The sequence below is a fragment of the Adonisia turfae CCMR0081 genome, assembly GCF_011009555.1.
Lineage (GTDB): Bacteria > Cyanobacteriota > Cyanobacteriia > Phormidesmidales > Phormidesmidaceae > Leptothoe > Leptothoe turfae.
The window spans coordinates 1,682,836-1,705,791 of record NZ_QXHD01000004.1; the positions used below are offsets into that span (position 1 = coordinate 1,682,836).

Consider the following 22,956-nt stretch of genomic DNA (forward strand, 5'->3'; position numbering starts at 1 on the left):
TGAAATTTGCAACTTTATGGGTTGTAGCTGGTTGGAGAGTGCGATCGCATTCGTTCAGGAGTGGGTATCTAAAATCACAGTCTAGATACTTACGTCTTATTGAAGCTATTTCAGCAGCCGTTGGTCAGGTGATTACCTGCACCAATATTTAGTCTCATATTCTAGAAAGTACAAGCGTTTCCTTCTCAGGTGCTCCATTTCTTCCCAGGAAGTGGAGCACCTGTTGTTATTACCAGATTTGCTGCCACACTCCTTGATAGCCCATATCCCCTTCTCAAAGAATATGCAGAGTTTATACCTCTGTAATGCCCATACATGGCCTAGGAGATTTTAAGCATTTCCACAAAAAGGTAGCATAGACCTGTCTCCTGGGCTCAATTTTGTAAGGTGTAGTTTGATACAAAATTTCAATTTTTATCAAGAATCCAGCGCTAATTTTTGGGAATGCTTGCCATTGTTGGTAAGAGTTCGATACACCTGAAAATGAGCCTATTGATAACTGGAGAATCTGGGCTAGTCGTCCTCTAAGGTCTGTATTTTATGTCAAGCTCTGATTTTCTCAAGAGAAAAGCCTATAGTGCTGCCCCAGACTATACATCCCCACTGTTACAGATTTCTTCAGAGCAACGACAGCGATTATTAGGACGACTGACCTTTCTCTATGGTGAAACAGATGCTACTCGAGCTCTCCCTGAGCTAGAGCGACTGATCAAGGTGCACGATGCCCACAAAACACCTGGGAAGAAGACAGAGAATGGTCACTTTAATCCTGTCGATAGATTTACACAACAAGATATTGCCCTGATTACCTATGGCGATATTTTGATCAGTGAATCAGTCTCTCCCCTGGTCACACTAGCTGACTTTTTAGAATGCACGCCTGGTCTGCGCGGGGTATTCAATACTGTGCATATTTTGCCATTCTTTCCCTACAGCTCTGACCGTGGCTTTTCTATTACTAATTTTAGAGAGGTAGACCCAAACCTTGGCTCCTGGAAGGATATCGAGTCCCTAGGAGAACGTTATCGGTTGATGTTTGATGGTGTTTTTAACCATGCATCTTCTCAAAGTAAAGCTTTTCAGGAAATGCTGAATGGCAATCCGGATTATCATAACTTTGCCACCGCTTACCGTTCACCCGATGAGCTGACACCTGAACAGCGAGAGATGATTGTGCGACCGCGCACATCGGATATTTTGACCCAATATCAGTCCATTGAGGGTCCCATCTGGGTCTGGACAACCTTTTCACCAGATCAAATTGATCTGAACTTTACGAATCCCAAAGTGCTGCTGGAGGTAATTGATACATTACTGCTCTATGTTCGGCGGGGGGCCGATATTATCCGTTTGGATGCAGTGACCTATTTATGGGAAGAACCGGGAACGCCCTGCGCTAACCTGGCCCAAACCCATGAGGTGATTCGGTTATTTAGGGATGTCTTGGACATTGCAGCACCACAAGTTGCCTTAACGACTGAAACTAACATTCCCCATGAGGAGAATATTACCTATTTCGGTAACGGGTATGATGAAGCCCAGATGGTGTATAACTTCGCTTTGCCACCGCTGGTGTTATACACCTTTTACCGAGAAGACGCAACAGAATTATCCAAATGGGTACAGACTCTAGAGTATCCGTCGGATGCGATGACATTTTTTAATATTCTTGATACCCATGATGGGATTGGTTTATTGGGTGTCAAAAATATTTTGTCAGAGCAACAGATTAGCTTTATCATTCGATGTGCCAGAGAACACGGGGCCTTAATTTCCTATCGAACGGCTGAAGGAGGTGTGGAAGAACCCTATGAGATTAATTCCACCTGGTTTAGCGCCTTGAATTTGGATAGTGAATATGAGGATCTAGAGCTACAAATTAAACGTATGGTCGCGTCTCGCAGTATTGCATTAGTCCTTAGAGGCATTCCAGGAATTTACTTGCATGGTCTCGTTGGTACCCGTAACAATATTGAGACGGTCCTAAAAACAAAAGTGAAACGCGATATTAATCGTGCCGTAATTCACTACGCAGACCTGAAGCAAGAACTGAAAAACCTTGACTCTAGACCTGCTCAGATGATCACACAACTCAGTCGACTATTGGATGTGCGGGTCAGCAATAAGGCTTTTCATCCCAATGGTGACCAAAAAATAATTCAAGTAGATCCGGCGGTTTTTGCGTTGCTACGGATTTCGCCTGACTGTGAGCAACATATTTTAACGCTAACTAATGTGACATCTCAGCGCTGTCAGATTACGATTCCACTGGAGCGATTAGGGGTGGCTGGCGTCTATACCCAGTCATCAGACCAGTCATCAGAAAGGTTAGACACGTCTCATAATGGATCTAACAAACCTTTCTGTGCAATTCCTCAGGATAATTACTGGTATGACCTGATGGGGCGTCGCGGTTGGCGAATTGTTGATGATACCCTCAGTGTTACCTTGGCTGCCTATGATGTAGCCTGGCTAATTCCACTGATTGAGCTAGAGCAAATGATCGAGTGATAGGGAATGCTGTCTGCTGACTCAGCGTGGGACAGCATTCGTCACGTATGGGTTTAACCAGCTAACGGTAGTAATCTATCGTCATACTGTTTGGTAGGTGACGGTGGAGTAGAGGGAGAGTTGTCCGGAAAAATGCCATAAAACTTAGCAACAGCTTTTTTGACAGTTAGTGAAAGCAGGCTGCCGTTGTTGAGTTCATCAAAAGAACAAGAGCCTTCAGAGGGAAAGATGATTGGACTAGGAGAAACTCCCCATTCATCATGGGACCAGCACTGTAGGTAATAAAGTGCGCCCTCATAGGAAAAAGGGGTGTATTGAAAGCGAATATGTGCTAATAACGGGCGTTGTTGACGATGCCTAAGTAGAACGCAACCCTGCGCAGCCAATGCTTTTTGAATAAATTCAGGAACGCTTTGCCAAGAAATTGGACCAGGCTGATTGGAGCATCCAGTTGCCTTACTGTCAACTTTCTTCATAGTGGCCTCACTCAATACTCGATATACATAGCATAAAGGATGACCTTGAGGATGTTATGGGGATCAGCTACGTATAAGTCCAACGATAACTTTGATAACTGGGCCATTTTGTCTGATATCAATGCTATCTGGCTCTCTAAAAGATTTTAACAAATATTTTAGATTTCAGTCTAAATTGTTAATCAAAGTCTCCTTGTAGTTCTTAAGTGGAGGTGGTGCAGTAGTATGGGGGACAGTAAGGGGGTCTAACCCATTGTGTTGTAATGTTTTAATGATGCGCCTGAGGCCTTTGTATTTGTTGTTATTTAGACCTCTCAGGGATTGCTGATGCTTCTACATGTTTCTGCATGTATTGTATCTAACAAAACTCTTTTCGATTAAGTTTGTCTCTCTTTTGCAAGTTTGCCTGGTGATCTAAAGGTGGTTTTCGTCCTGATGTCACAGACTACTAGTTGTCAGGTGCAGATAGAATTGTGGCAAATGCCGCTTTCTTGTAGCCTTAACTGTCACCTCTGGGTCAAGGAATGAATTTGTTGGGATAAATGCGATTGCTGATTTAGGGGATGAACCGGTCTAAAGTCATTGCTACTTAACGGTGTCTCATAACTAAAGTCATCCCGAGGATCAGCAATGCTAGGTAAATAGTACCTTTGCTACCCATTAATTGCCTCTTCACTGCCCCGGCATCTAAATAGCTACTATTAGCCAACACATGTATTAATGTTGGGTACCCTGACCTTACCCACCTGCATTTTTTTCAACGGGGACCACTGGAACCATTGGTTTGTCCCAGTGTAGCGTGAAATTATGACATCTACTGAGCAATGGCAAATGAGCATCAATGGCACACCAGTTATTGGGTGCGTATCGGCTGTCTGGCCGTCTGTTTCTTTCTCGCCGCCCAGCTATCCACCAACGCGCTGAATATAGAAGCGACGGCTTCGCCCCTGTGGCCACCGGCTGGCATTGCCCTAGCTGCTCTGTTAATAAATGGCCAAAGCCTCTGGGTTGGCGTTGCCTTGGGTGCATTTTGGGCCTCGCTCGCTGATCAAGCACCCTGGATCATGTCTCTGATACTCTGCTTTGGCAGTGCTCTGCAGGCGGTGGTGGGTAGTTATTGCTTACGCCGTCGATGGGAGAAAAGTTTGCAGCTATACGACTGGCAGCTGGATGATCTACTAACCTTTATCGGCTTTGGGGTATTGCTCACCCCTATTATTAATGCGGTATATAGCACTATTGTGGGCTATGGGTTTGGCGCAGTAACAGGGCAAGAGCTGGTCCAAAATGCTATCGTCATCTGGCTCGGAGATGGCATGGGTATTTTGGTGCTGACACCACTATTGTTAGCGATCGCAGCGGGTCGGCAACGGCAGATGACCCTCCGCATTGGCTCCCGGTGGGAGTTAGGTCTTTGTTTAGGATTGCTGGTGGCCGTCAGTGCCATGGTGTTTGGGGCACATACGGATAGTGCGATCGCAAAATACCCCTTAGAATACCTCCCCTTCCCCTTTGTCGTTTGGTCTGCCCTGCGATTGGGGTTGCGCGGAACTACCCTGGCAAGCTTCCTGGTGTCAGTCATTGCCGTGACAGGGGCCGTGCACCGGGGTGGGCCGTTTATTACGAAAGCGGACGGCAACCTAGAGGAAGCAATATTGCTACTCCAGACCTATGCGGCTGTGATTACCTTGACGGCGTTGGTTTTGTCGGTGGTTGTGACAGAACGTCAGCAAAGTCGAGCAAAGTTAGCCCGGAGTGAAGCAAGCTTGGCTAACGCCCAGCGCATTGCTCAGCTAGGTAACTGGGATTGGAGCATCAGTCTGAATGAAAAAGCGCTTGATAAAACTGTCAATGCTGTGGTGACAAAAACGGAAGACAATACACTGTCGCCTCACAATAATTCTCTCATTTGGTCCAATGAGCTATATAACCTTTTGGGCTACCCTATTGGTTCGGTCCCACCCAGTCAATCGTTATTTCTAGAACGGGTACACCCAGAGGACCAGCGGCGGGTGGGGTTAGCTTGGAATGTAGCACGAACCCATCAAAAACCCTACCGTTTAGACTATCGGCTGATTTTACCCGATGGTACAGAGCGTACGGTGAATGAGCATGTTCACATCGAAACCGATCGGATTACGGGGACAGTACAGGACATTACTGAGCGTAAGCGGGCAGAGGCCGCACTACGAGAAACAGAGACGGTGCGGGCTACTATGTATCGCTATTTGAGTCAGGATCTGGCTGAACAACTACTAGATAACAATAACACCACCTTAGGCGGTGCGCGCCAGTTTGTATCGATTTTATTTGCTGATATTCGCAGCTATACTGCACTGACTGAGCGGCTTGCCCCTGAAGAGATTGTTGTTCTCCTTAATCGTTACTTTGAGACCATGGTGGATGTGATCTTTGCCCACCGAGGTACCCTAGACAAATTTATTGGTGATGCCATTATGGCGGTATTTGGCTCACCACTTCCCCAAGAAGATCATGCCCAGCGGGCAGTTGCCACCGCCTTAGGTATGCAACAACAACTGACGGTTTTTAATCAACAACAACAGCTACAGGGCTTGCCTACTTTGCAAATTGGCATTGGCATTAATTCCGATGATGTCATTACGGGCAATATCGGTTCCAGTAAACGTATGGAGTTTACTGCCATCGGTGATGGTGTGAATCTCACCTCTCGCATTGAGAGTGCTACCAAGTTTTATGGTTGCCCCATTATCATTAGCGAAAATACCTATGAGCTATGCAAGAAGACAGTCTGGGTGAGAAAGTTGGATTATGTGTGCGTACGGGGTAAACGGCAGCCGGTGCACTTGTATGAAGTGTTGGGATTGCGGTCACAACCCCTAAACTCTACTCAACAAGAACACATTGCTCTCTACGAAGAAGGCCGAATGCTTTACGAGCAGCGTGAGTTTGATCTTGCCATTGAAACCTTTATGACGTTGCTCCGTAAAACACCTGAGGATCAAGCAACACGGATTTATTTAGAACGTTGTCAGCAGCTTCAGAAACATCCGCCTAAAAAGAGTTGGAATGGTTCCTGGCAATTACAGGAGAAATAAATACGACTAAAGATATGCAAGGCCTTCATCAGAGTCGTCCTTGTGAATAGACATTCGCTATAATTAATGCTGATGCAGAGGTTAGGTGGTGATGTTTCCCCTATGGATTTTTTTAGCGATCCTAACAGCGTTAGGCTTCGTCATGTTCGTGAGCATTCGTTTATCTAATGAATCCCTGGCTCACGAGGGGCTATGCCCTGTGTGCGGTGGTGCAGGCGGGCCCTGTGAACATTGTAATGGCTATGGAATTATTGTCGATGCGACTAAAGCCCATTCGCTTCCACCTCAGGTGAGTGATAGTTCTCAAAAAACACAGAAGAGCTTGAGATAATCCAACAGAAATGAGTACTTTTGGAGGCTTGTCTCCGATATTCAGCTTTATTTTTATCGCTAAAGAACAATTTTGATTGATATTCAGTGATTTTAGTCACACTATTTAACCCTATGGATGGCCAATGGATTTAAGCCAACTTACATAGGGCTTCGCCGCCATGCTCAATCCAACCGTAAATCATGCCAGATGTTGAATGGCCTACTGCACAGTTGCCTGCTTGATCGATCACGATGACCCCCCCTAAACCCTGGACTTTTTTCACTAAGTAATCAATGCCAGCAGTGGCTGCAGCTTGGGCATCCAACTTTTGGAAGTAAACAAAATCCGCAATCATTTTGCACAGTACCGTTCGTTGGAACTGTTCTCCATAGCCGGTGGCGGAAACAGCACAGGTGTCATTATCAGCAAAGACACCAGCACCAACGATAGGGCTGTCCCCCACACGCCCCCAGCGTTTGTTCACAATCCCTCCCGTAGACGTAGCGGCGGCTAGATTCCCGGCACTATCTCTGGCAACGGCCCCAACGGTGCCAAGTTTTTGGCTAGGTGTGGCGGCTTCATGGTCTAGCATCATGCCCCCTACCTTTTGAGCCTCACGCCATTGACGAACGCGAGTCTCAATCACGAAATAATCATTGGCCATGCGGGGTAAACCGCAAAATTTAGCAAACTCACGGGCCCCTTTCCCAATGAGCATAACGTGCTCACTTTTCTCTAACACCTGGCGCGCTAGGGCAGTTGGATTTTTGATTGAGGTGATGCCTGCAACAGCTCCTGCCTGGAAGGTTTTGCCATCCATAATGGCAGCGTCCATTTCTACTTCACCATATTCATTTAAAACAGAACCACGACCTGCATTATAGAGTGGATCATCTTCTAACTGAGCAGCGCAGTGTTCAACTGCATCTAGTGCACTGCCACCCGCTGTTAGAATACTGCGCCCACTTTCTAAAATGCTGCGAATACTTTCCATAAACTCTGTTTCATTTCCCTCACGCTTTATTTGTTCTAAAGCTCCTGCACCACCATGGATAATGAGAGAGAATTGATCTGGCATAGCTTAATAAAATTTCAAATAACTGGAACCCACTGTTATCTCACGCACTCAGTTATTAGCGCATTAGACTCGGTTACTTTGGCTACAGAAGTATCGCATAATGTAGTGGCTGAAGTCAGCATATCTAATTGCTAATCATGAATTTGCTCCAAGACTTGAGAGTGAGTGGGTTACCCGTATTAGAGCAATCCACATTAGATTTGGAAATAGCAGAGCTGGAGAGCTTGCGCATCAGGACAGAGTTAATGCTGGCGCTGCGGCTATATATTCAGGAACGACATTGGACATTGGATGAGGCGGCCCAAGCTTTTCGGCAGTCTTCTCCTCGTATGCAAAATCTGATCAATGGCGAAATTAGCCGGTTTTCAGTGGAAGATTTGATTCAGCTTCTAACTAAAGCTGGTTTGACCGTGCAGATGTCAGTTCAAACTTGATTGCTCCAACATAAGCAGCAATTAGGTCGTTTAACTGCTGCTACAGTCAGCAGTAGTTAGATCAAGCCCCATTGTTTTTTATTCTCTCCTGGCTTCTTAATGCCGGGAGAATGTTTTTTATATTTTTAAATCTTACTAAAGAGTTAAGTTTGATTTTGATCTTGGAAATCATTTGTTCGAAGAATATATAACAATTTTCTAAACAAAACAGAGTATTGATTTACAGGTTTTCTGTTCTCATGTCATGAAAACAAGATATTTTAAGGGCAAAAAAATCTGTTTTTTAGAGTGGGAGAAAAGAGCTTTGATTGGCTGATGATCGTGTCTTAATTGAGGTTTTTGCTGGATACGTTGAGTCTGAGAAGCTGGTAGGAGTGCCTGTGTGCAGTCGAGGCTTGTGCTCTAGAGATATTGATATCTCAAATTATTTAATATTTTACTATTGCATTAGTGATGCAGGATACTTCATGCTGATCCGTGGTTGGAGGTCGTGTTCTGAATCGATTTGTCTCTCAGACACTGGAAACATAGAGCAAGCGGGCAATCTTCGCAGTCTTACGTTAGTTATTTAAGTTCACTATCGCTCTGAGAATTTTAACAATGAAGATCTTTAACCATGACATCATGATGAGTACCCTGGACGTCAATCGGGGGGTTCATCTTTTTTCAGGAAGAGCTTTGGGCTTAAGCTCTCCAGGGGATAAAGTCCAGTTACATCCAGATTTGATGGCTGATTGGCCAATGTTGAGAGAGCACTATGCGCGCATTGGGTTAGAGCATAGTCACGATATTATTTGGGATGTTGCTTTTGAAGAGCTGGCTCAACAGTCTCCTGATGAAATCTCGGTCTATTTCTTTGGCCATGCGTTTGAATATGATTCCTCTGATCATAATCAGGGTTGTGCCAGGATCCTAAGGCAGTTAGATGGCGACTGGTACAAAGTTGTTGAATACATGAATTCTAAGAATAACTTTGTCGCATTGGCTCATCAACTCGGTGTTCCTGTTCCCCAGACTGAGTGTTTTGAAAGTCGTACGCAATTAGGAAATCTTGAAGCTTTTTCCTATCCTTGCTATGTAAAGCGAGCTGTCTCAGATCATGGTGTTGGTATTTTTCGATGTGAGAATTCTGCGGATCTGTTAGATGCTGTAGAACAGTTTCCGAAAGACAAGCCTTTTCAAGTCCAGGTGGAGATCCAGGCCTCTGCTTTTCTCAATCTGCAATATCGGGTGACATCGGAGGGATTAACGCGTGCTCTGGTGTCTGAGCAAATCTTAGACGGTTGTGTGCATGGCGGTAATCGTTATCCAACATTGCATCAGCCATGGCATATTACAGATCCCATGGCTCAATGGATGTTTGAACAGGGGATGAGGGGGACCTTTGGGTTTGATGTGGCGGTTGCGGATTTTCCAACAGGGCCACTATATTTAGCGATTGAATGCAACCCTCGATATAACGGTTCCTCGTATCCCACTGAGATTGCCGCTCGGTTGAATGTACCAAGTTGGTGTAGTGAAACCTTGCATACTGACTGTCGACAACTGGCGGACTTGAGTTTAGATGGCCTAGAATTTGACCCAATCACTAAAACAGGTGTTGTGTTAGTTAATTGGGGGACTATTCAGGCGGGTAAGGTGACTGTATTATTGGCAGGCTCCCCTGTACAACAGATGGAGTTAAGTCAACAAATACGGCATCAGTGGAGTCGTCAGCCAGTTGCTGTTAGCTAAAGAGTAAAAAACGATAATGCAACATTCATGGGTGCTAGACTCCCTAACGTTGGAGCAGTGAATGTTGCATTATTCTTCCATAGGACTGATTATTATGCGATTCAGTCTTTGGCTATGGTTGGGGCACAAGCATTAGCTTATGGGCTGCTTGCGCTGTAGGAAGCCGGTTAAAAGTGCTAAGGCAAAGGCTCCTAAAACTGCAAAAACTAACAGTAATCTTCCTTGCTCTAACACGCCTGCCCCAAGTGCGACGATGGGAGGGTTCGAGATGGCAATGCTCAGGATAAGGGCTGGAATAAATCGTAACCAGGGTGCTTTTGTGAGGCCAACACTATAGGCAACAAAGTCAAAAAAACCTGTCATTAGAAAGGCTGTCATTAAGAAGAAGTTGCGTTCTAGGTGCCTTTGACTGAGGTTATCAACGCGGCTGATGAATCTTTCGCCTATCAGGCGTTGCACAAAGCTACGACCAAATTGCTTTGATAAAAAGAAACTCAAGCTGCAAGAGCAGAGATCGGCCAGACAGATCACCAAAAGACCCTGGGAAAAACCTAGTAGGCCCCCGGCCAATACAGAGTAAGCGGTGCCTGGCAAAGCGGGAATAACAACACTGGTAAACCTGAGGAAAAATAGGGCTAATGGTGCCCAAACGCCAAAGGTTTCAACGTTGTCTCGTAGCTGACTAACGCCATAGCGTTGAATGATCCAAATAACTGCGATGGTTGCGATCGCAATTACCACCAGTTTTAGCCACTTTTTTGTCTTATTCATGGTTTAGCGGGGTGACTAATAGGGCCATGGGTTTTCATAGCGAGTGGTTGTTGGCGTCTGACGCACTTTTCTCTGCCGAGTTTTGGCAGGGCTCTGGGACTTGCTATTGCCGTTGCTAGCATTAGGCCTGGGGACTTCTTGCAGCGCATCCTGAAGGATGGGTGAGATTTTTGTGGGTTGACTGGCTTGTTTTTGATTACGCTCCTTATTAATCTCGCGAATGCGCCGCGACAGGAGCTTAATAATGTTGACAGCGATGCCGGGGGTTTCGTCGATGGCTTCGTATAGCTGCTGCTGAGTCAGAACCAGACAATCGCAGGCATTAATGGTGGTCACTGAGGCGGAGCGTGGTTCAGCATCAAACAGGGACATTTCACCAAAACACGTCCCCTTATCTAAGGTGGTTAGGTTTTGCGATCGCAAATGTACCCGTACTTGTCCTGAGACCACGATATAAAGAGAACGGCCCTCTTCACCTTCCTTAAAAATTCTATGATTTGCAGGAAAAGACAGCTCATCCATGATGGATGCTAATCGCACTAGAAAGTCGTCCCGCAGTTCTTTAAAGATGGGGACACCCCGCACGAATAGTAAACGATCAACGCTGGTGAGCATGGTGAACTTGGTTTAGATATGCTATTTGGTCAAAACCACACAGTGAGCACAGTTGAGCGGTGGATGGCCGCTCAGTTATGGCAGTGTAACCCTCGGAGGCAGTCGATGCAATACAGGGTAGTACATTGACCACATACATTATCCAAACCTACATCTGCTTAACCCTGAACATACCCAAATCCCACCGCCTCAAACTGTGTATTTATTGAGTGGCCACATGCTTTTCCAGCATTTTCTGGACTTGGTCAGCCACCAGCGGATCAGAGTCTTTTTCCATTAACTGCAGCAACCTGGGAAGGCTGCTGGGTGAAGCCATGTCTAAATAGCTTAAAGCGGCCTCTCGCACAAAGCTGACCGGGTGGCGGAGCGATGCCATCACATGGTCACCGCTTAGGGGCCAGCGCTCGGTGCGGGCTACATGAAAGCAGCAGGCTAAGGCCCAATCCGATAGAAAATGCCTTAGTTCCATGAGTTGGCGTAGACGTTCCTGGGGTTCCAGGGGCTGGTACGTGACCAGTGGATGGAGGGCGGCTAGCGTCGTTTCATTATTAGAATTAGATCGGTCAAATAAGGTGAGAATGGCGCGCTTTGCAGGAATGTTCAACGTATTGTCTAAAATCTCCAGACCTCTGGCTCGACTGGCGGCTGAGCCATCCAGGTTGAGCTCTGCTGCTTGAATCACTGAAGATGGGTAAAGAAACCGCAGCAGTAACAATATGCGTTGCATGGCATCCGCCTTCATATCCTGCAAAGCCCGTCGCAGCCATTCGCAGGTTTCTCCAGATGCCTTTTCTTCGGAACAGTCCTCCAAACAACTGTAGAGCTGACCAATAAACTGTAGCTCTTGATCTAACAAGGTTTCTACCCCTGGACGACCGAGCTGGTCAAGGGCACTATCAATATCCGTAGACCGGCGTAAGCCCTGCTCATCCAGGAGCTTTAACAAAATGCGTAAAATCCAGCGACGGGGGCCTCCCCATGCCGTCATCAAATTAGATGACAATAGGTTGAGGGCCTGTAGGGTGCCGATGCGGCCAATGACATTCCAAGCCTGGTGGCGTAAGGTTTCACTCTTATAGGGATCGTTGGCCAGCTTGACTAGCATCGGGAGGGCGTCATTGCCCAGTTCGCTCAGGGCTTTCATCGCCGCTTCGCGGGTGGATTTATAACTGAGGGCCTTTAGCAGTGAGGGATAGTGTTCTTCTAGCCGTGTGGCTGAGATCGCTTCCAACATTGACCGTCGTACCCGCAGTGAATCATCCTGCAACAAATTGGGCACATGGAGCCGCAGTCCTTGCATGTACTCGGCTTCCCCTAAGGCGCGACAGCCCATCACCCGCTCCAGTTCCTCCTGGTGGGTGAGCATCTGCTGCAACAGGTATGTGGCCCGCGCCCGCTCTGCTGGGTTTCCATGTCTGAGCATCATGGAAGCAGCCGTGCCGCGTACAGCTGGATCAATGCTAGGTTTCAGATAGGGCTTGAGCTGATTCACATCGCCATCTTGCTGGGTCAGCCAGACATAGCGGAGGGCTAAGGCCAAAATGGATGGCTCTTGGGACGGGTAAATGAGAGCGTCGACATAGCCCGTAAATGTGGGATCTGGATAGACCAGCATGGTCTCCAAACTCTGCTGTTGCAGATTGGGGGAAAGCTCACTGAGCATGGGAGCCAACACTTCGCTGATGCTGCGAGGCTCAATCTGAGTGAGCAGCTCAATTAGGGAGCGCTTATCGGCTTCGGGGCCAGGTTTGTCTAAGGCTTCGATAATCGCCTGTTTTAATACCCGTAAACTGGCGTCGGAAAAGCTTAAAAGACCGCGTTCAGCTGTGAGTACAAGAAGATTGAGATATTGCGATCGCAACAAAAAAATGCTGCCTAACCACAGTAATGATAGACCGAGGGTGATGAACAAAAAGATGCTGCTCCCCTGCATCCAGCTAATGTGATTTGCTAGAGCCATCACCAGTAAAATCCCGATGCCCACTATACCAATGGCGATGGATTCTGCTACACCGACCAATGATTGGATCTTGGCCCGTGGCTGAGCGGGAACCGGTTGAAACAGGACTGGGCGGCTGCTAGCCACAATGGTGTAGCGTAGCCATTCATCAATAAACTTCAGCAATATCAGGCCGATAAACAGTCCGGTTGCGCCACCCACCGCCGGTAGACTTACCACTAAGCACAGACAGCTGAAGATAGCCATTAAGGCTGGCAATAAACCTGCTGTCATAAACAATCCCAACCGTTCAATTAAACGACTGGAGGTAAATAGCTGGGTAAGCAATTCCATGAGGCCCAATACCCCGGTGAAAATACCCAGGAATTTGGCCATGGCATCAATGCTGAATTCTTGGGCTTCTAACTGTAGAAAATACTGATATTCCACCAAATACAGAAGCATTTGGGCGATCACAAAAAAGCTCAGTAAAAGCAGCACATAGCGGCGAATGAGCTTACGCAACCGTCTGGCTGAAAAATTGGCATTGGACAGTTCCACTGTCCGGCGTTTGGAGTCTGGGAAGGCATGTTCATAGGTTTTGCTGATGTAGAACAGCACGCCTGTTGCCACCAGCATGATGCCAAGTACCAGATAGACAACATTGTTGACATCTAAAACCGTCAGGAGGGCAAACAGGGTAAACCCGCTGAGGATGTCGGCCACCAAATTGCCACTGCTGATCAGGGGGAAGGTGCGTTTAATCTCGCGGATATTAAACAGCTGATTGGCTAATACGGATAAATTCAGCTCGTTCAGGTTAGTGATGGCCTCCATCCACAGACGCAGTGCAAAAATGGTGGGGGCGGCCCAAACCTCAACGCCTAACCCAATGCGAAATAGGCCAATGGGTAAGGTCATCAATAGGGCAATCAACACAATCACCTGGCGCAGGGGTAGCAGACGCTGTAGCCAAGAATAGACGCTGCCTAAACTTACTCCTACCAATGCCGTAAACAAATAGATCAGCGGTAGTGTTTTGGCTCCATACTTGTCTAGAAATAACGCTGCCGAACTGACCTCCAGCCACATAATCCCCATGGACATGAAGGTATAGAAGGTAAACAGCAGCAGGGTGCGATGGCCTTCTTCAGGACGCAGGTTCAGTGCCGTAAAAATTTTCTGGAGCCACTGGGGCTGGGAATATGAGAAATCTGACTGCATGGTCAAACAGGACGGCTAAACAGAGCCGATGGTGATCATGCCAAAGACGCTACCGGATCATCTGGCAATCATCAATAGCAAATTGACGTGATCGATTGAACTATATTGCCCATACAGTCCAAATGAGGGGAATCTTTAAATGTCGATCTAGCTGTTGTAATAGTCCTGACCGTTACGACCATTGGGGACATGGGCAGGCAGTTTTGGCTGTTGATCATCAATGGGGGTTAACCAGCGGGGCAAGGTTTGCAGGTGCCCTGCAGAGCCTGGGTGGGTCATGGCCTGGGCTTCAATGGCGCACACATCTTCGTAACTCAGAGCAAGCTCACTCTGAAGATGCTGTAGCCACTTTTTTAGCGGTTTGCCCAAGGGGTTTTCCAGTTCTAAAGCGGCTAGCATGGCCTGTCGATAGCGATCGCAACTGTCCTTATGGTGGGCGTAGGGAGCCATCACATTGGCTTCAATTTCTTGGCTCTGGTAAACGCTAATGCCCAGCTGATGGCGTAGAAATTCTAAAATGTTGCGGCTGGCGGGTGGAATATGGCCCTGATGGCGGTGGGCATATTCCTCAAGGCTACTGCGATATTCCCGTTCAGGAGAATAGGGAGGAACGGCTAGCAGTGGGGTGTCGGCTGTTTCGTTGTGGGTGTAGAGAGCAATGGGAAAGATGTCCGTATGGCTCTCACTGAGTGCCCGCGCCAGGTAAGTTTGTAAGTCATCGATGGAGATACCCCCATCGGCATCCGTATCGGCTAATCCTGTGGTAATCCCCTCAATCAAATAGTGAGTGTAGAGAGATAGACCTAAATCGACGGTGGGCCAAGGGTTTGCGGAGCTAGCTAAGGCTGTGAGCAGGGCACAGTTGCAGTCTGCCAAATGGGGCATTGGTAAGTGACCGTTGGGAGACATTCCCCCTTGTAGCATAGTTGGATTATCAATGTTGCTTTGGGGTAAAGAACTCCAAAGACAATCTAGTATCATGACTCGATTAAGCCCCTCCTGTAGTGACGGTAGGGCCTGGCGAATATAGTCACTGGAGATGGCTGTGGTAGCAACGGCATGGGGGTCAGTGTCGCTGGCGGGCAGATAAATAGCCCCCGTGCGGGGATCAAGCACACCATAGCCAGTGTAGTAAATCAGACAGAGATCATCGTGACGGCAGCGATAGGTCATCAGCGCAATGGCATGGCGCATCTGTCGCAGATTGGGGTTGATTAGGGTGATGATCTGATCATCCCGCAGCCCCTCTAAATCAACTAATAGCGCTTTCCTGAGGGCAGTGACGTTTGCGATCGCAGGAGACTCTTCCATAGTGTCTATAGCCAATTCATCCGTGCTTACCGCGATCAGCAATATGTGTTTGCCCATATCTCCCAATCTCCCTAAAGGGTTGAATAAACAGCGTTTTAGGTCTGTTAGTAATGCTGTTATTTGAAATATTTCTGAAATGTTTCTGTTTAATTGCCTGTTTTGCCCGTATGTATAAAAATTTTCGAGGGACATTCTCACTTTCCGGGATGCTTCACCTTAAGAAACCTAGTTTCTTAAATTGGTTTCTTGAAGTTGATGTGTTCGAAGGTAGGGTTCTGGAATAAAATAATGGGCCACCCCCATTGCTGGGGGCTACCCCATGATTGGGGCTACCCCATGATTGGATCCATCTCCATCACTGTTCCTCCCATGAAACACACCCTTTCTGTTTTGGTCGAAGATGAAGCAGGCGTTCTGACTCGCATTGCTGGATTGTTTGCCCGCCGTGGTTTCAACATCGAGAGTCTGGCTGTCGGACCGGCTGAACAGGCAGGTATCTCTCGCATCACCATGGTGGTGCCAGGAGATGACGGTGTCATTGAGCAATTGACCAAGCAGCTCTACAAGCTCATCAATGTGCTCAAGGTGAACGACATTACTGAGAAGCCCTGTGTTGAGCGCGAGCTGATGTTGCTAAAGGTCAATGCAACTAGCAGCACGCGGGCTGAGATTATCAATTTTGCCCAAATTTTCCGGGCTCGTGTGGTGGACGTTTCAGACGAGTCGCTGACCATTGAAGTGGTTGGCGATCCAGGCAAAATGGTGGCTATTGTTCAGGTATTAGATCGCTTTGGTGTGCGTGAGATTGCCCGCACTGGCAAAATTGCCCTCACCCGTGAGTCTGGAGTCAACACGGAATACCTGAAAGCCAAAGCACCCATGAGTGCAGTCATCGGTTAGATGGTGCAAACCGTAGGGGCGCATACGCCTATAACCTGCGCCCTTGCCCCTTGATTTAGGCAGCCAATAGCAGTTTTTTGAGCAAAATTTCAGCAATACGCTTGCCCGCTCCGGGAGGACCCATGCGGTGCAAGCCATTTTTATAAATGATAGCCTGGCGTTCTGGGTCATTTAAGATGGCGGTGAGCATTTGGTTGATCTGGCTTGGGTGCTCCACCAGGGTGACCGATGGGCCAAGGTGGCGAGCCTGGGCTTGGGCAAAACTTAGGGTGAATTGAGGGCCATTGCCCGGCAGGGTGAGTACGGGTTTACCTAAGCCAACAAACTGTTCGGTGGCCGTACCGGCGGTTGCGATCGCAACGTTAGCCTGATAGGCATAATCCACAAATAACCCCTGATCAAGCTGTAGCCTATGCTGACCTCGTTGATGGTCCTGTCCTGTAAACTGCCAACCATAATGAGTGAGCGTTTCCGTCAGCATTTCCATATCTAAGCTGGGCGCAGCGGCGGTCAAAAAAGTGGTTGGCTCATGTCTATGGCGAGTCAGGTCATCCACACCCTGGAGTAACCGCTGCCAATTTTCATAGGCTTCAGGTACACGGGAACCCGGCAATAACAAAACAGTGAGACCTTGTTGGTGGGCCTGTTGACTGGTAGGAATGGCAAACCCATCCATCATCGGGTTGCCTGCATCATAGGCTTCTACGGCCCAGCGATGTAATCGTTGAGTGGTAATACCATCGCGGGGGAATACACAGGCACTACGTTTCATTAGCCAGCGCTCCCAAGGCATGTAAACGCAGGTCCGTTGAAAGTCCAGGACGTCAAGCAACGTTGATTTTACTAGGCATGTGCCCTGCTCGTCCCGCACGTGGTATTCAGACTTGGCAGTGCCAACGAACCCATATGAATGGCGGCTGAGCCAGCCAAATAGTAGCGGCACGATATCCCCTACCGCCAGCACCACATCATCTGGATTCAGCCACTTTCCCATAGCCCGTAGCTGCGCAATCGTCAGCTGAAGCAACCCCCCCTGCAAATCCCGAGCCAGCTGCTGACTGTCCATATATATAAAGCCACCGGAGGGCATTTTCTTCGTGGGGCCAATAATTTCAATGCCTAATTTCTGATATTGCCGACCCTCACCCACAATGGGTAAGGCTGCCATCTTTAGATGAGGGGCTAACCCTTGCAGAGCCTGCAAAATTCTGATGGCGATCAGATCTTCCCCGTGCCCATTACTGATACAAAGTAGCCTCATGACAGCGACCAACCCTGAGTTAAGTCGGCTTGTCTGTGAGAAAACTTGTCAAAATTAAACATCAACCCTGGCATGTAATAGTGATAATGGAAACGAGAATGTTAAAACAATATTAAAATTGCATGTCTCCTTTTCTGCTTCGTCAACTTTGGTCTGTGATTGATGCCGCCCACAGCAACTATATTCTCAGCCTAGACGATCAGGGGCTGACCAACTGGGTGATAGAGCAGCTATGTCATCAGTCTCCTCTAGATACAGTTGAATTGAGCCAGGTCAACCACTACATTCGCTCTAAGCTTCCCCTAATTCGAGATATTGCTCAGAATGAATAAACTTTCAATCATTTTTGTTTGGTAGGAATTAGAGATTCTCATAGTAATAGACTTCATTTCCTAGTATTATTTCTATCGTTTCGATAGGTAACCTAAATAACACTGGTTAAGTAAGTCTTAAGTTTTACTCGATTTCAAAAATAGTGATCTGCAATACAAAGTGCTGCTATCTCTTTGAAATCAATCCTTATTGCCCTCATATTCTTGCCATAACTGCCGCGTATTATACGTATTAATTCCTGGTAGGCGATAACATAACGTCTTAGAATGCATAAAAATCCAGCCTAGATACATTACATAAGTCGTGGATCGTGGTTCTGAAAACTGCATTGGTTCTCGATTTACAGGCTGTGTTTTTCCACTAAGCTGACTTGATTTATTCCAATGGAGTGTGTGAGGTAACTATGGCAAAAAGGGGTTCTTCATTAGCAGCATTACTTGCTGTTGCCCTACCGCTAGCTGCATGCGGTGGTGCTCAAGATGCTGTTGATACAGCTACTGATGCGGCTGGTGATGCTGTCGATACGGTTTCGAGTGCCGTTAGCGGTGGTAGCCGCCTAGAAACTGTTCTTAGTCGCGGCACCCTAAACTGCGGTGTTGATGGTGGTATTCCTGGATTCAGCTTTGTTGACGAGAGCGGTACTTACTCCGGTTTGGATGTGGATGTCTGTAAGGCTGTTGCAGCTGCCTTGTTTGATGATCCTGAAGCCATTGAGTATCGCCGTCTAGATTCCACCGAGCGCTTTGAGGCCCTTAAGGGGGGTGAGGTGGACATGCTCTCCCGTAACACCACCTGGACCATCAGTCGCGACACATCTGTAGGTATGGAGTTTGCTCCTACTACATTCTTTGATGGTCAGGGCATGCTGGTACGTGCTGATAGTGGTGTTGAAACCCTTGAAGACATGGAAGGCCTATCCATTTGTGTTGAAACCGGTACCACTACTGAGCTCAACCTGACTGACCAGTTCCGCCAGCGTGGTGTTAGCTTTGAGCCCGTTGTCTTCCAAGATGCTGATGCTGGCTATGCTGCCTACGATGAAGGTCGTTGCGAAGGCTTTACCTCTGATAAGTCTCAGCTAATCGCTCGTCGCAGTACCCTCAGCGAGCCCGATGCTCATGTTCTGTTAGATGTCACCATGTCTAAGGAGCCTTTGGGACCGGTAACCATTAACAACGACTCTGCTTGGTTTGATACTGTCAAGTGGGTTACTTACGGTTTGATTCAGGCTGAAGAGTTTGGTCTAACCTCTGAGAATATTGAAGAAGCCGTTAACAGCGAAGATCCCAACATTCTACGTTTCGTAGGTGCTGAAGGTACTTTGGGTGATGATATGGGTCTGCCCAATGACTTTATGCTACGCGCTATTAAGCACGTTGGTAACTATGGCGAAATCTTTGAGCGCAACTTGGGTAAGGAATCCCAGTTTGAACTTGATCGTGGTCAGAATGCGCTTTGGACCGATGGTGGTTTGATGTATGCACCTCCCTTCCGCTAAATAACTGAAACTATCTAATGGTGTTTTTTAACAACCAGCATTGGATAGTTTTTAGGGGCCTATTAGGCCCCTATTTTTTTATTTCAAATGATGAAGTTAGTTGCACGGTAGCCCATCGTACTGCGGCACCTAAGGAATTACATTACGTTTACTAACAGTTTTTGTGGCCTGGGCAAAAAAGCTAGAATCTCCTATCGTCACCCCCCTATGATGATTGAACTTAGGTGTTGATGATAAGAGCTTTGTTCGTATATACATATGTCTTTCCCAGAGCACAGCTGAGAATCAGAGCACATTTGAGAATTTAATGTGCGATGTGGTTTAAATTTGCTTTTGCTAAGCCTTTAGTTGTTCCTATGTTATGACCAGTCGAAGTAACAGTCCAATTTCTGGTATCCAATCTCTATTCCGTGATGAACGCTTTTGGAAGATTGCGTTCCAAGCGCTGATTGTGTTGTTTGTGGTGAATTTGCTCTGGCATTTCTCAGCCACGCTCAATGACAACATGCTGGGTCGAGGTATTCAATTTGGCTTTGGTTTTCTCAAGAATTCAGCCGGATTTGGGATTGGTGAAAGCCTTTTGGACTATAAGGCGCAGGATACCTACACTAAGGTTATCCAGGTGGGTATCATCAATTCTCTGCGAGTGATGATTGTCGGTGTGATTCTGGCAACTACGGTTGGGATCACCGCTGGAGTAGCCAGTTTCTCTGATAATTGGCTACTTTACAAAATTAGTCGAGCCTATGTAGGACTGGTGCGTAATGTACCGCTCTTGCTCCAGTTGTTTTTCTGGTATTTGGCGGTTTTCTTTAGTTTTCCTGCACCGAGGAGCCCGTTTATTTTTCCCAATGCCAATGCTAGCTGGCTGGTACTGAGCAAAAAAGGAATATATTTGCCGGGGCCATCGTTTACACCAGCAACGTGGACTAGTTTGATTTTGTTGGCTGTGTCCTTGCTTTTGATTGGCGTGTTGATGCGCTCGATTGGGGTCATTCGTGCTGGCCGCTATCAGGGCGGCATAGGACCGTTACTCAACTATGGCTTTAGCATTCTTTTGATCCCTATTTTGGTATTGGCTGAGTTCTTTCTGCTGTTCAACTGGAATGCGGGTAAGGGGGTTTATTTTAAAGGTGCATTACCCGCGCTATTCTCTAGCTCTCAAGGCCTATGGGTGATTGTGCTGCTAGTGATGATTGTGCCTTTGGTATTGCTGAACCGCTGGCGGACACAGCTGATTGTAGAGCAGGGACAGTCGGGTAAACCACAGCTGATTGCGATCGCAGGTCTACTGCTCCTCGGCGTCCTCATTATTCTCTTTGCCCTCGGCTGGGAAGCACCCGTTGCTGGTGTCAGAGATGACGGTACATTTAGCGGCGGTGTTACTGGCGGTCTGAGGCTGTCGTTAGAATATTCCGCCATTGTGACGGGGTTAACCTTTTACACCGGAGCCTTTATTGCTGAGATTGTTCGGGCCGGAATTCAATCGGTTTCTCAAGGCCAGTGGGAAGCCGCCCGTTCTCTAGGGCTGTCATCAGGTTTAGCCATGCGTATGGTGGTGTTTCCCCAGGCATTACGGGTGATTATTCCCCCACTCAACAGTGAATTTGCCAACCTGGCTAAGAACTCCAGTTTGGCCTTGGCCATTGGTTATCCCGACCTATATTCCGTGGCCAACACCACCTTTAACCAAACGGGGCGACCGGTCGAAGTCTTTTTACTGATGATGGCCACTTATCTCATCATCAACCTTTTGATTTCAGTAAATATGAATCAACTCAACAGTGCTGTGCAATTTAAGGAGCGGTAGAGGCGATGACAACAACGTCACCTGATTCACCTTTGGTAGTTGACGCTAGCCCGCCGCCCATTGCCCAAGCAGGTCCGGTAGCCTGGCTGCGTAAGCATTTGTTCAACACCTGGTACAACGCGTTGCTAACAGTCGTGTTGGTCGGCATCATGCTGGCAGCACTATGGGGCATGCTCAACTGGGCGATTCGACTGGCTGAGTGGGCCGTAATCCCCAACAACCTGGCCTTATTTATGTCAGGGTTATACCCATCGGAGATCCGTTCACGTATTTGGGTCATCCTTGCTGTCAATGTTGCCATGGGCGGTTTTACCTGGGGACTGCTAGCGCGTAACCAAAGCAAGCTCTTGGGTCGCAGCGGGCTGATCACCGTCGCTATTCTTTGCGCTGGCCTGATTATTTTGCCACTGACTCGGCCATCGGCCCTGACATTGATTGGTATGGTGGTGCTCACCCTGGCCTGTGCCTGGGGGGCTAAAACTATTGGCCAACGGAAGCTGACCCTCAGTCAGTTTTTGTCGGCGGGTTGGTTTTTTGCTTACTCTATTTCGCTGCTGATTCTAGCAGGGGGAGATATTCGCAACAGCCTGATCTTTTTGGTACTCACCGTTGGCGCGAGTATTTGGCTAGCCTCAATGGCACTTAAACTGTTAGCCAATTCTTCAATTATTGATGCCGTTAGCCTTAACCCGATTGGCATTTGGCTGATGCGCATTGTCTGGTTTGCGGGCAGTGTAGCACTGTTCTGGCCAGTGTATGGGTTCTTAAATGTGCCGCTACCCCTAAAGCTGCTTACATTGGTTACCTATATTTCCTTTGTGTCGCTGCTGGTGCCAATTTTGGCTGAGCGTAAAACCCTGACTACATTTGTCATTGCTGTCGTTGCCTTTGGCTTAGGCTGCTTTGCCATCAGTTCTATATTTGATCTTGCTGGCGGCTTTTTTGGGCTAAAGCCTATTGGCACTAACAATTGGGGTGGTTTAACCCTGACGCTGTTTCTTGCCATTACTGGTATTGCCCTATGTTTTCCCATTGGTGTGTTAATGGCCCTGGGTCGGCGCAGCAGTCTACCCATCATCAAGGGATTATCCGTTGCCTACATTGAGCTGATTCGTGGTGTACCTCTGATTTCCATACTGTTTATGGGGCAGGTAATGATTCCGCTGTTTTTACCTGAGGGTGTGCGACCAGACAACATTGTGCGGGCCATTGTGGGTTTGACCCTGTTTAGTTCAGCCTATCTGGCAGAGAATGTGAGGGCCGGTTTGCAGGCTATTCCCCGAGGTCAATTTGAAGCTGCAGCCTCGTTAGGACTGAATAGCCCCTTAACATTGGCCTTGATTGTCCTACCTCAGGCTTTAAAGACCGCAATTCCTGCGATTGTGGGCCAGTTTATCAGCCTTTTCCAGGACACCACACTGCTGGGCATTGTAGGTCTGGTGGAACTATTGGGTATCAGTAACAGTATTTTGGCTAACCCCAAGTATTTGGGAGATTACTCCGAAGTGTATCTGTTTATTGCCGTGCTCTATTGGTTCTTTTGCTATGCCATGTCCTTGGGCAGTCGACGAATTGAGCAGGCCTTAAACACTGAACGTTAAGTACTAATCGATTCGATGTTAAATCCCGTGTCGTCCACCACAGCGCCACGGGTAGTAAATGCCAAAATAG

16 protein-coding genes are annotated in these 22,956 nt (G+C 47.5%); 9 read left to right on the forward strand and 7 right to left on the reverse strand.

Features of this window, described 5'->3' with window-relative positions:
• The first annotated feature begins 540 nt into the window (after positions 1-540).
• Positions 541-2,511: a sugar phosphorylase gene (locus DXZ20_RS11415; protein WP_163698275.1), complete on the forward strand. Its 1,971-nt coding sequence runs from the start codon at positions 541-543 to the stop codon at positions 2,509-2,511.
• Positions 2,512-2,564: 53 nt separating this feature from the next.
• On the opposite strand, the gene DXZ20_RS11420 is transcribed toward DXZ20_RS11415, so the two are convergent.
• Entirely contained in the window at positions 2,565-2,987 is a 423-nt protein-coding gene (locus DXZ20_RS11420; RefSeq protein WP_163667586.1) for a hypothetical protein, read from the reverse strand.
• A gap of 824 nt (positions 2,988-3,811) precedes the next feature.
• Here DXZ20_RS11420 and DXZ20_RS11425 point away from each other — a divergent pair.
• Positions 3,812-6,064, forward strand: coding sequence for an MASE1 domain-containing protein (locus tag DXZ20_RS11425; RefSeq protein ID WP_163698277.1), 2,253 nt, complete (start codon positions 3,812-3,814; stop codon positions 6,062-6,064).
• A 461-nt stretch (positions 6,065-6,525) separates the two neighbouring features.
• Here DXZ20_RS11425 and DXZ20_RS11430 read toward each other — a convergent pair whose 3' ends face one another.
• Positions 6,526-7,455 carry an isoaspartyl peptidase/L-asparaginase family protein gene (locus DXZ20_RS11430; protein WP_006515208.1) on the reverse strand — a complete coding sequence of 310 codons (930 nt, stop codon included), beginning with the start codon at positions 7,453-7,455 and terminating at the stop codon, positions 6,526-6,528.
• Between the two features lie 137 nt (positions 7,456-7,592).
• On the opposite strand from DXZ20_RS11430, the gene DXZ20_RS11435 reads away from it, so the two are divergent.
• Positions 7,593-7,889 carry a helix-turn-helix domain-containing protein gene (locus tag DXZ20_RS11435; protein ID WP_163667592.1) on the forward strand — a complete coding sequence of 99 codons (297 nt, stop codon included), beginning with the start codon at positions 7,593-7,595 and terminating at the stop codon, positions 7,887-7,889.
• Between the two features lie 600 nt (positions 7,890-8,489).
• Entirely contained in the window at positions 8,490-9,623 is a 1,134-nt protein-coding gene (locus tag DXZ20_RS11440) for an ATP-grasp domain-containing protein (protein WP_163698279.1), read from the forward strand.
• Positions 9,624-9,755: 132 nt separating this feature from the next.
• Here the strand turns inward: DXZ20_RS11440 and DXZ20_RS11445 are convergent, their stop codons facing one another.
• The 4 genes from DXZ20_RS11445 to DXZ20_RS11460 form a co-directional block, all read right to left on the reverse strand.
• Positions 9,756-10,394 carry a TVP38/TMEM64 family protein gene (locus DXZ20_RS11445; protein WP_163667598.1) on the reverse strand — a complete coding sequence of 213 codons (639 nt, stop codon included), beginning with the start codon at positions 10,392-10,394 and terminating at the stop codon, positions 9,756-9,758.
• Positions 10,395-10,409: 15 nt separating this feature from the next.
• On the reverse strand, positions 10,410-11,009 hold the full coding sequence (locus DXZ20_RS11450; RefSeq protein WP_163667601.1) for a Crp/Fnr family transcriptional regulator: 600 nt from the start codon (positions 11,007-11,009) through the stop codon (positions 10,410-10,412).
• 202 nt (positions 11,010-11,211) lie between these two features.
• On the reverse strand, positions 11,212-14,172 hold the full coding sequence (locus tag DXZ20_RS11455; RefSeq protein ID WP_163698281.1) for a HEAT repeat domain-containing protein: 2,961 nt from the start codon (positions 14,170-14,172) through the stop codon (positions 11,212-11,214).
• Positions 14,173-14,319: 147 nt separating this feature from the next.
• Positions 14,320-15,540 carry a caspase family protein gene (locus DXZ20_RS11460; protein ID WP_163667607.1) on the reverse strand — a complete coding sequence of 407 codons (1,221 nt, stop codon included), beginning with the start codon at positions 15,538-15,540 and terminating at the stop codon, positions 14,320-14,322.
• A gap of 312 nt (positions 15,541-15,852) precedes the next feature.
• Here DXZ20_RS11460 and ilvN point away from each other — a divergent pair, with 312 nt between their 5' ends.
• A complete protein-coding gene (gene ilvN, locus DXZ20_RS11465) occupies positions 15,853-16,383 on the forward strand; it encodes an acetolactate synthase small subunit (protein WP_163671756.1) in 531 nt (176 codons plus the stop codon).
• Positions 16,384-16,438: 55 nt separating this feature from the next.
• Here the strand turns inward: ilvN and DXZ20_RS11470 are convergent, their stop codons facing one another.
• Positions 16,439-17,644: a lipid-A-disaccharide synthase-related protein gene (locus DXZ20_RS11470; RefSeq protein WP_163698284.1), complete on the reverse strand. Its 1,206-nt coding sequence runs from the start codon at positions 17,642-17,644 to the stop codon at positions 16,439-16,441.
• Between the two features lie 122 nt (positions 17,645-17,766).
• On the opposite strand from DXZ20_RS11470, the gene DXZ20_RS11475 reads away from it, so the two are divergent.
• The 4 genes from DXZ20_RS11475 (at position 17,767) to DXZ20_RS11490 (ending at position 22,886) form a co-directional block, all read left to right on the forward strand.
• Positions 17,767-17,976 carry a hypothetical protein gene (locus tag DXZ20_RS11475; protein WP_163667612.1) on the forward strand — a complete coding sequence of 70 codons (210 nt, stop codon included), beginning with the start codon at positions 17,767-17,769 and terminating at the stop codon, positions 17,974-17,976.
• Positions 17,977-18,380: 404 nt separating this feature from the next.
• Complete coding sequence (locus DXZ20_RS11480) at positions 18,381-19,475, forward strand: amino acid ABC transporter substrate-binding protein (protein ID WP_163667615.1); 1,095 nt, start codon at positions 18,381-18,383, stop codon at positions 19,473-19,475.
• 361 nt (positions 19,476-19,836) lie between these two features.
• Positions 19,837-21,285 (forward strand): amino acid ABC transporter permease, encoded by a 1,449-nt coding sequence (locus DXZ20_RS11485; protein ID WP_163667618.1) that lies wholly within the window; start codon positions 19,837-19,839, stop codon positions 21,283-21,285.
• Between the two features lie 5 nt (positions 21,286-21,290).
• Positions 21,291-22,886 carry an amino acid ABC transporter permease gene (locus DXZ20_RS11490; protein WP_250565077.1) on the forward strand — a complete coding sequence of 532 codons (1,596 nt, stop codon included), beginning with the start codon at positions 21,291-21,293 and terminating at the stop codon, positions 22,884-22,886.
• Positions 22,887-22,956: the final 70 nt, after the last annotated feature.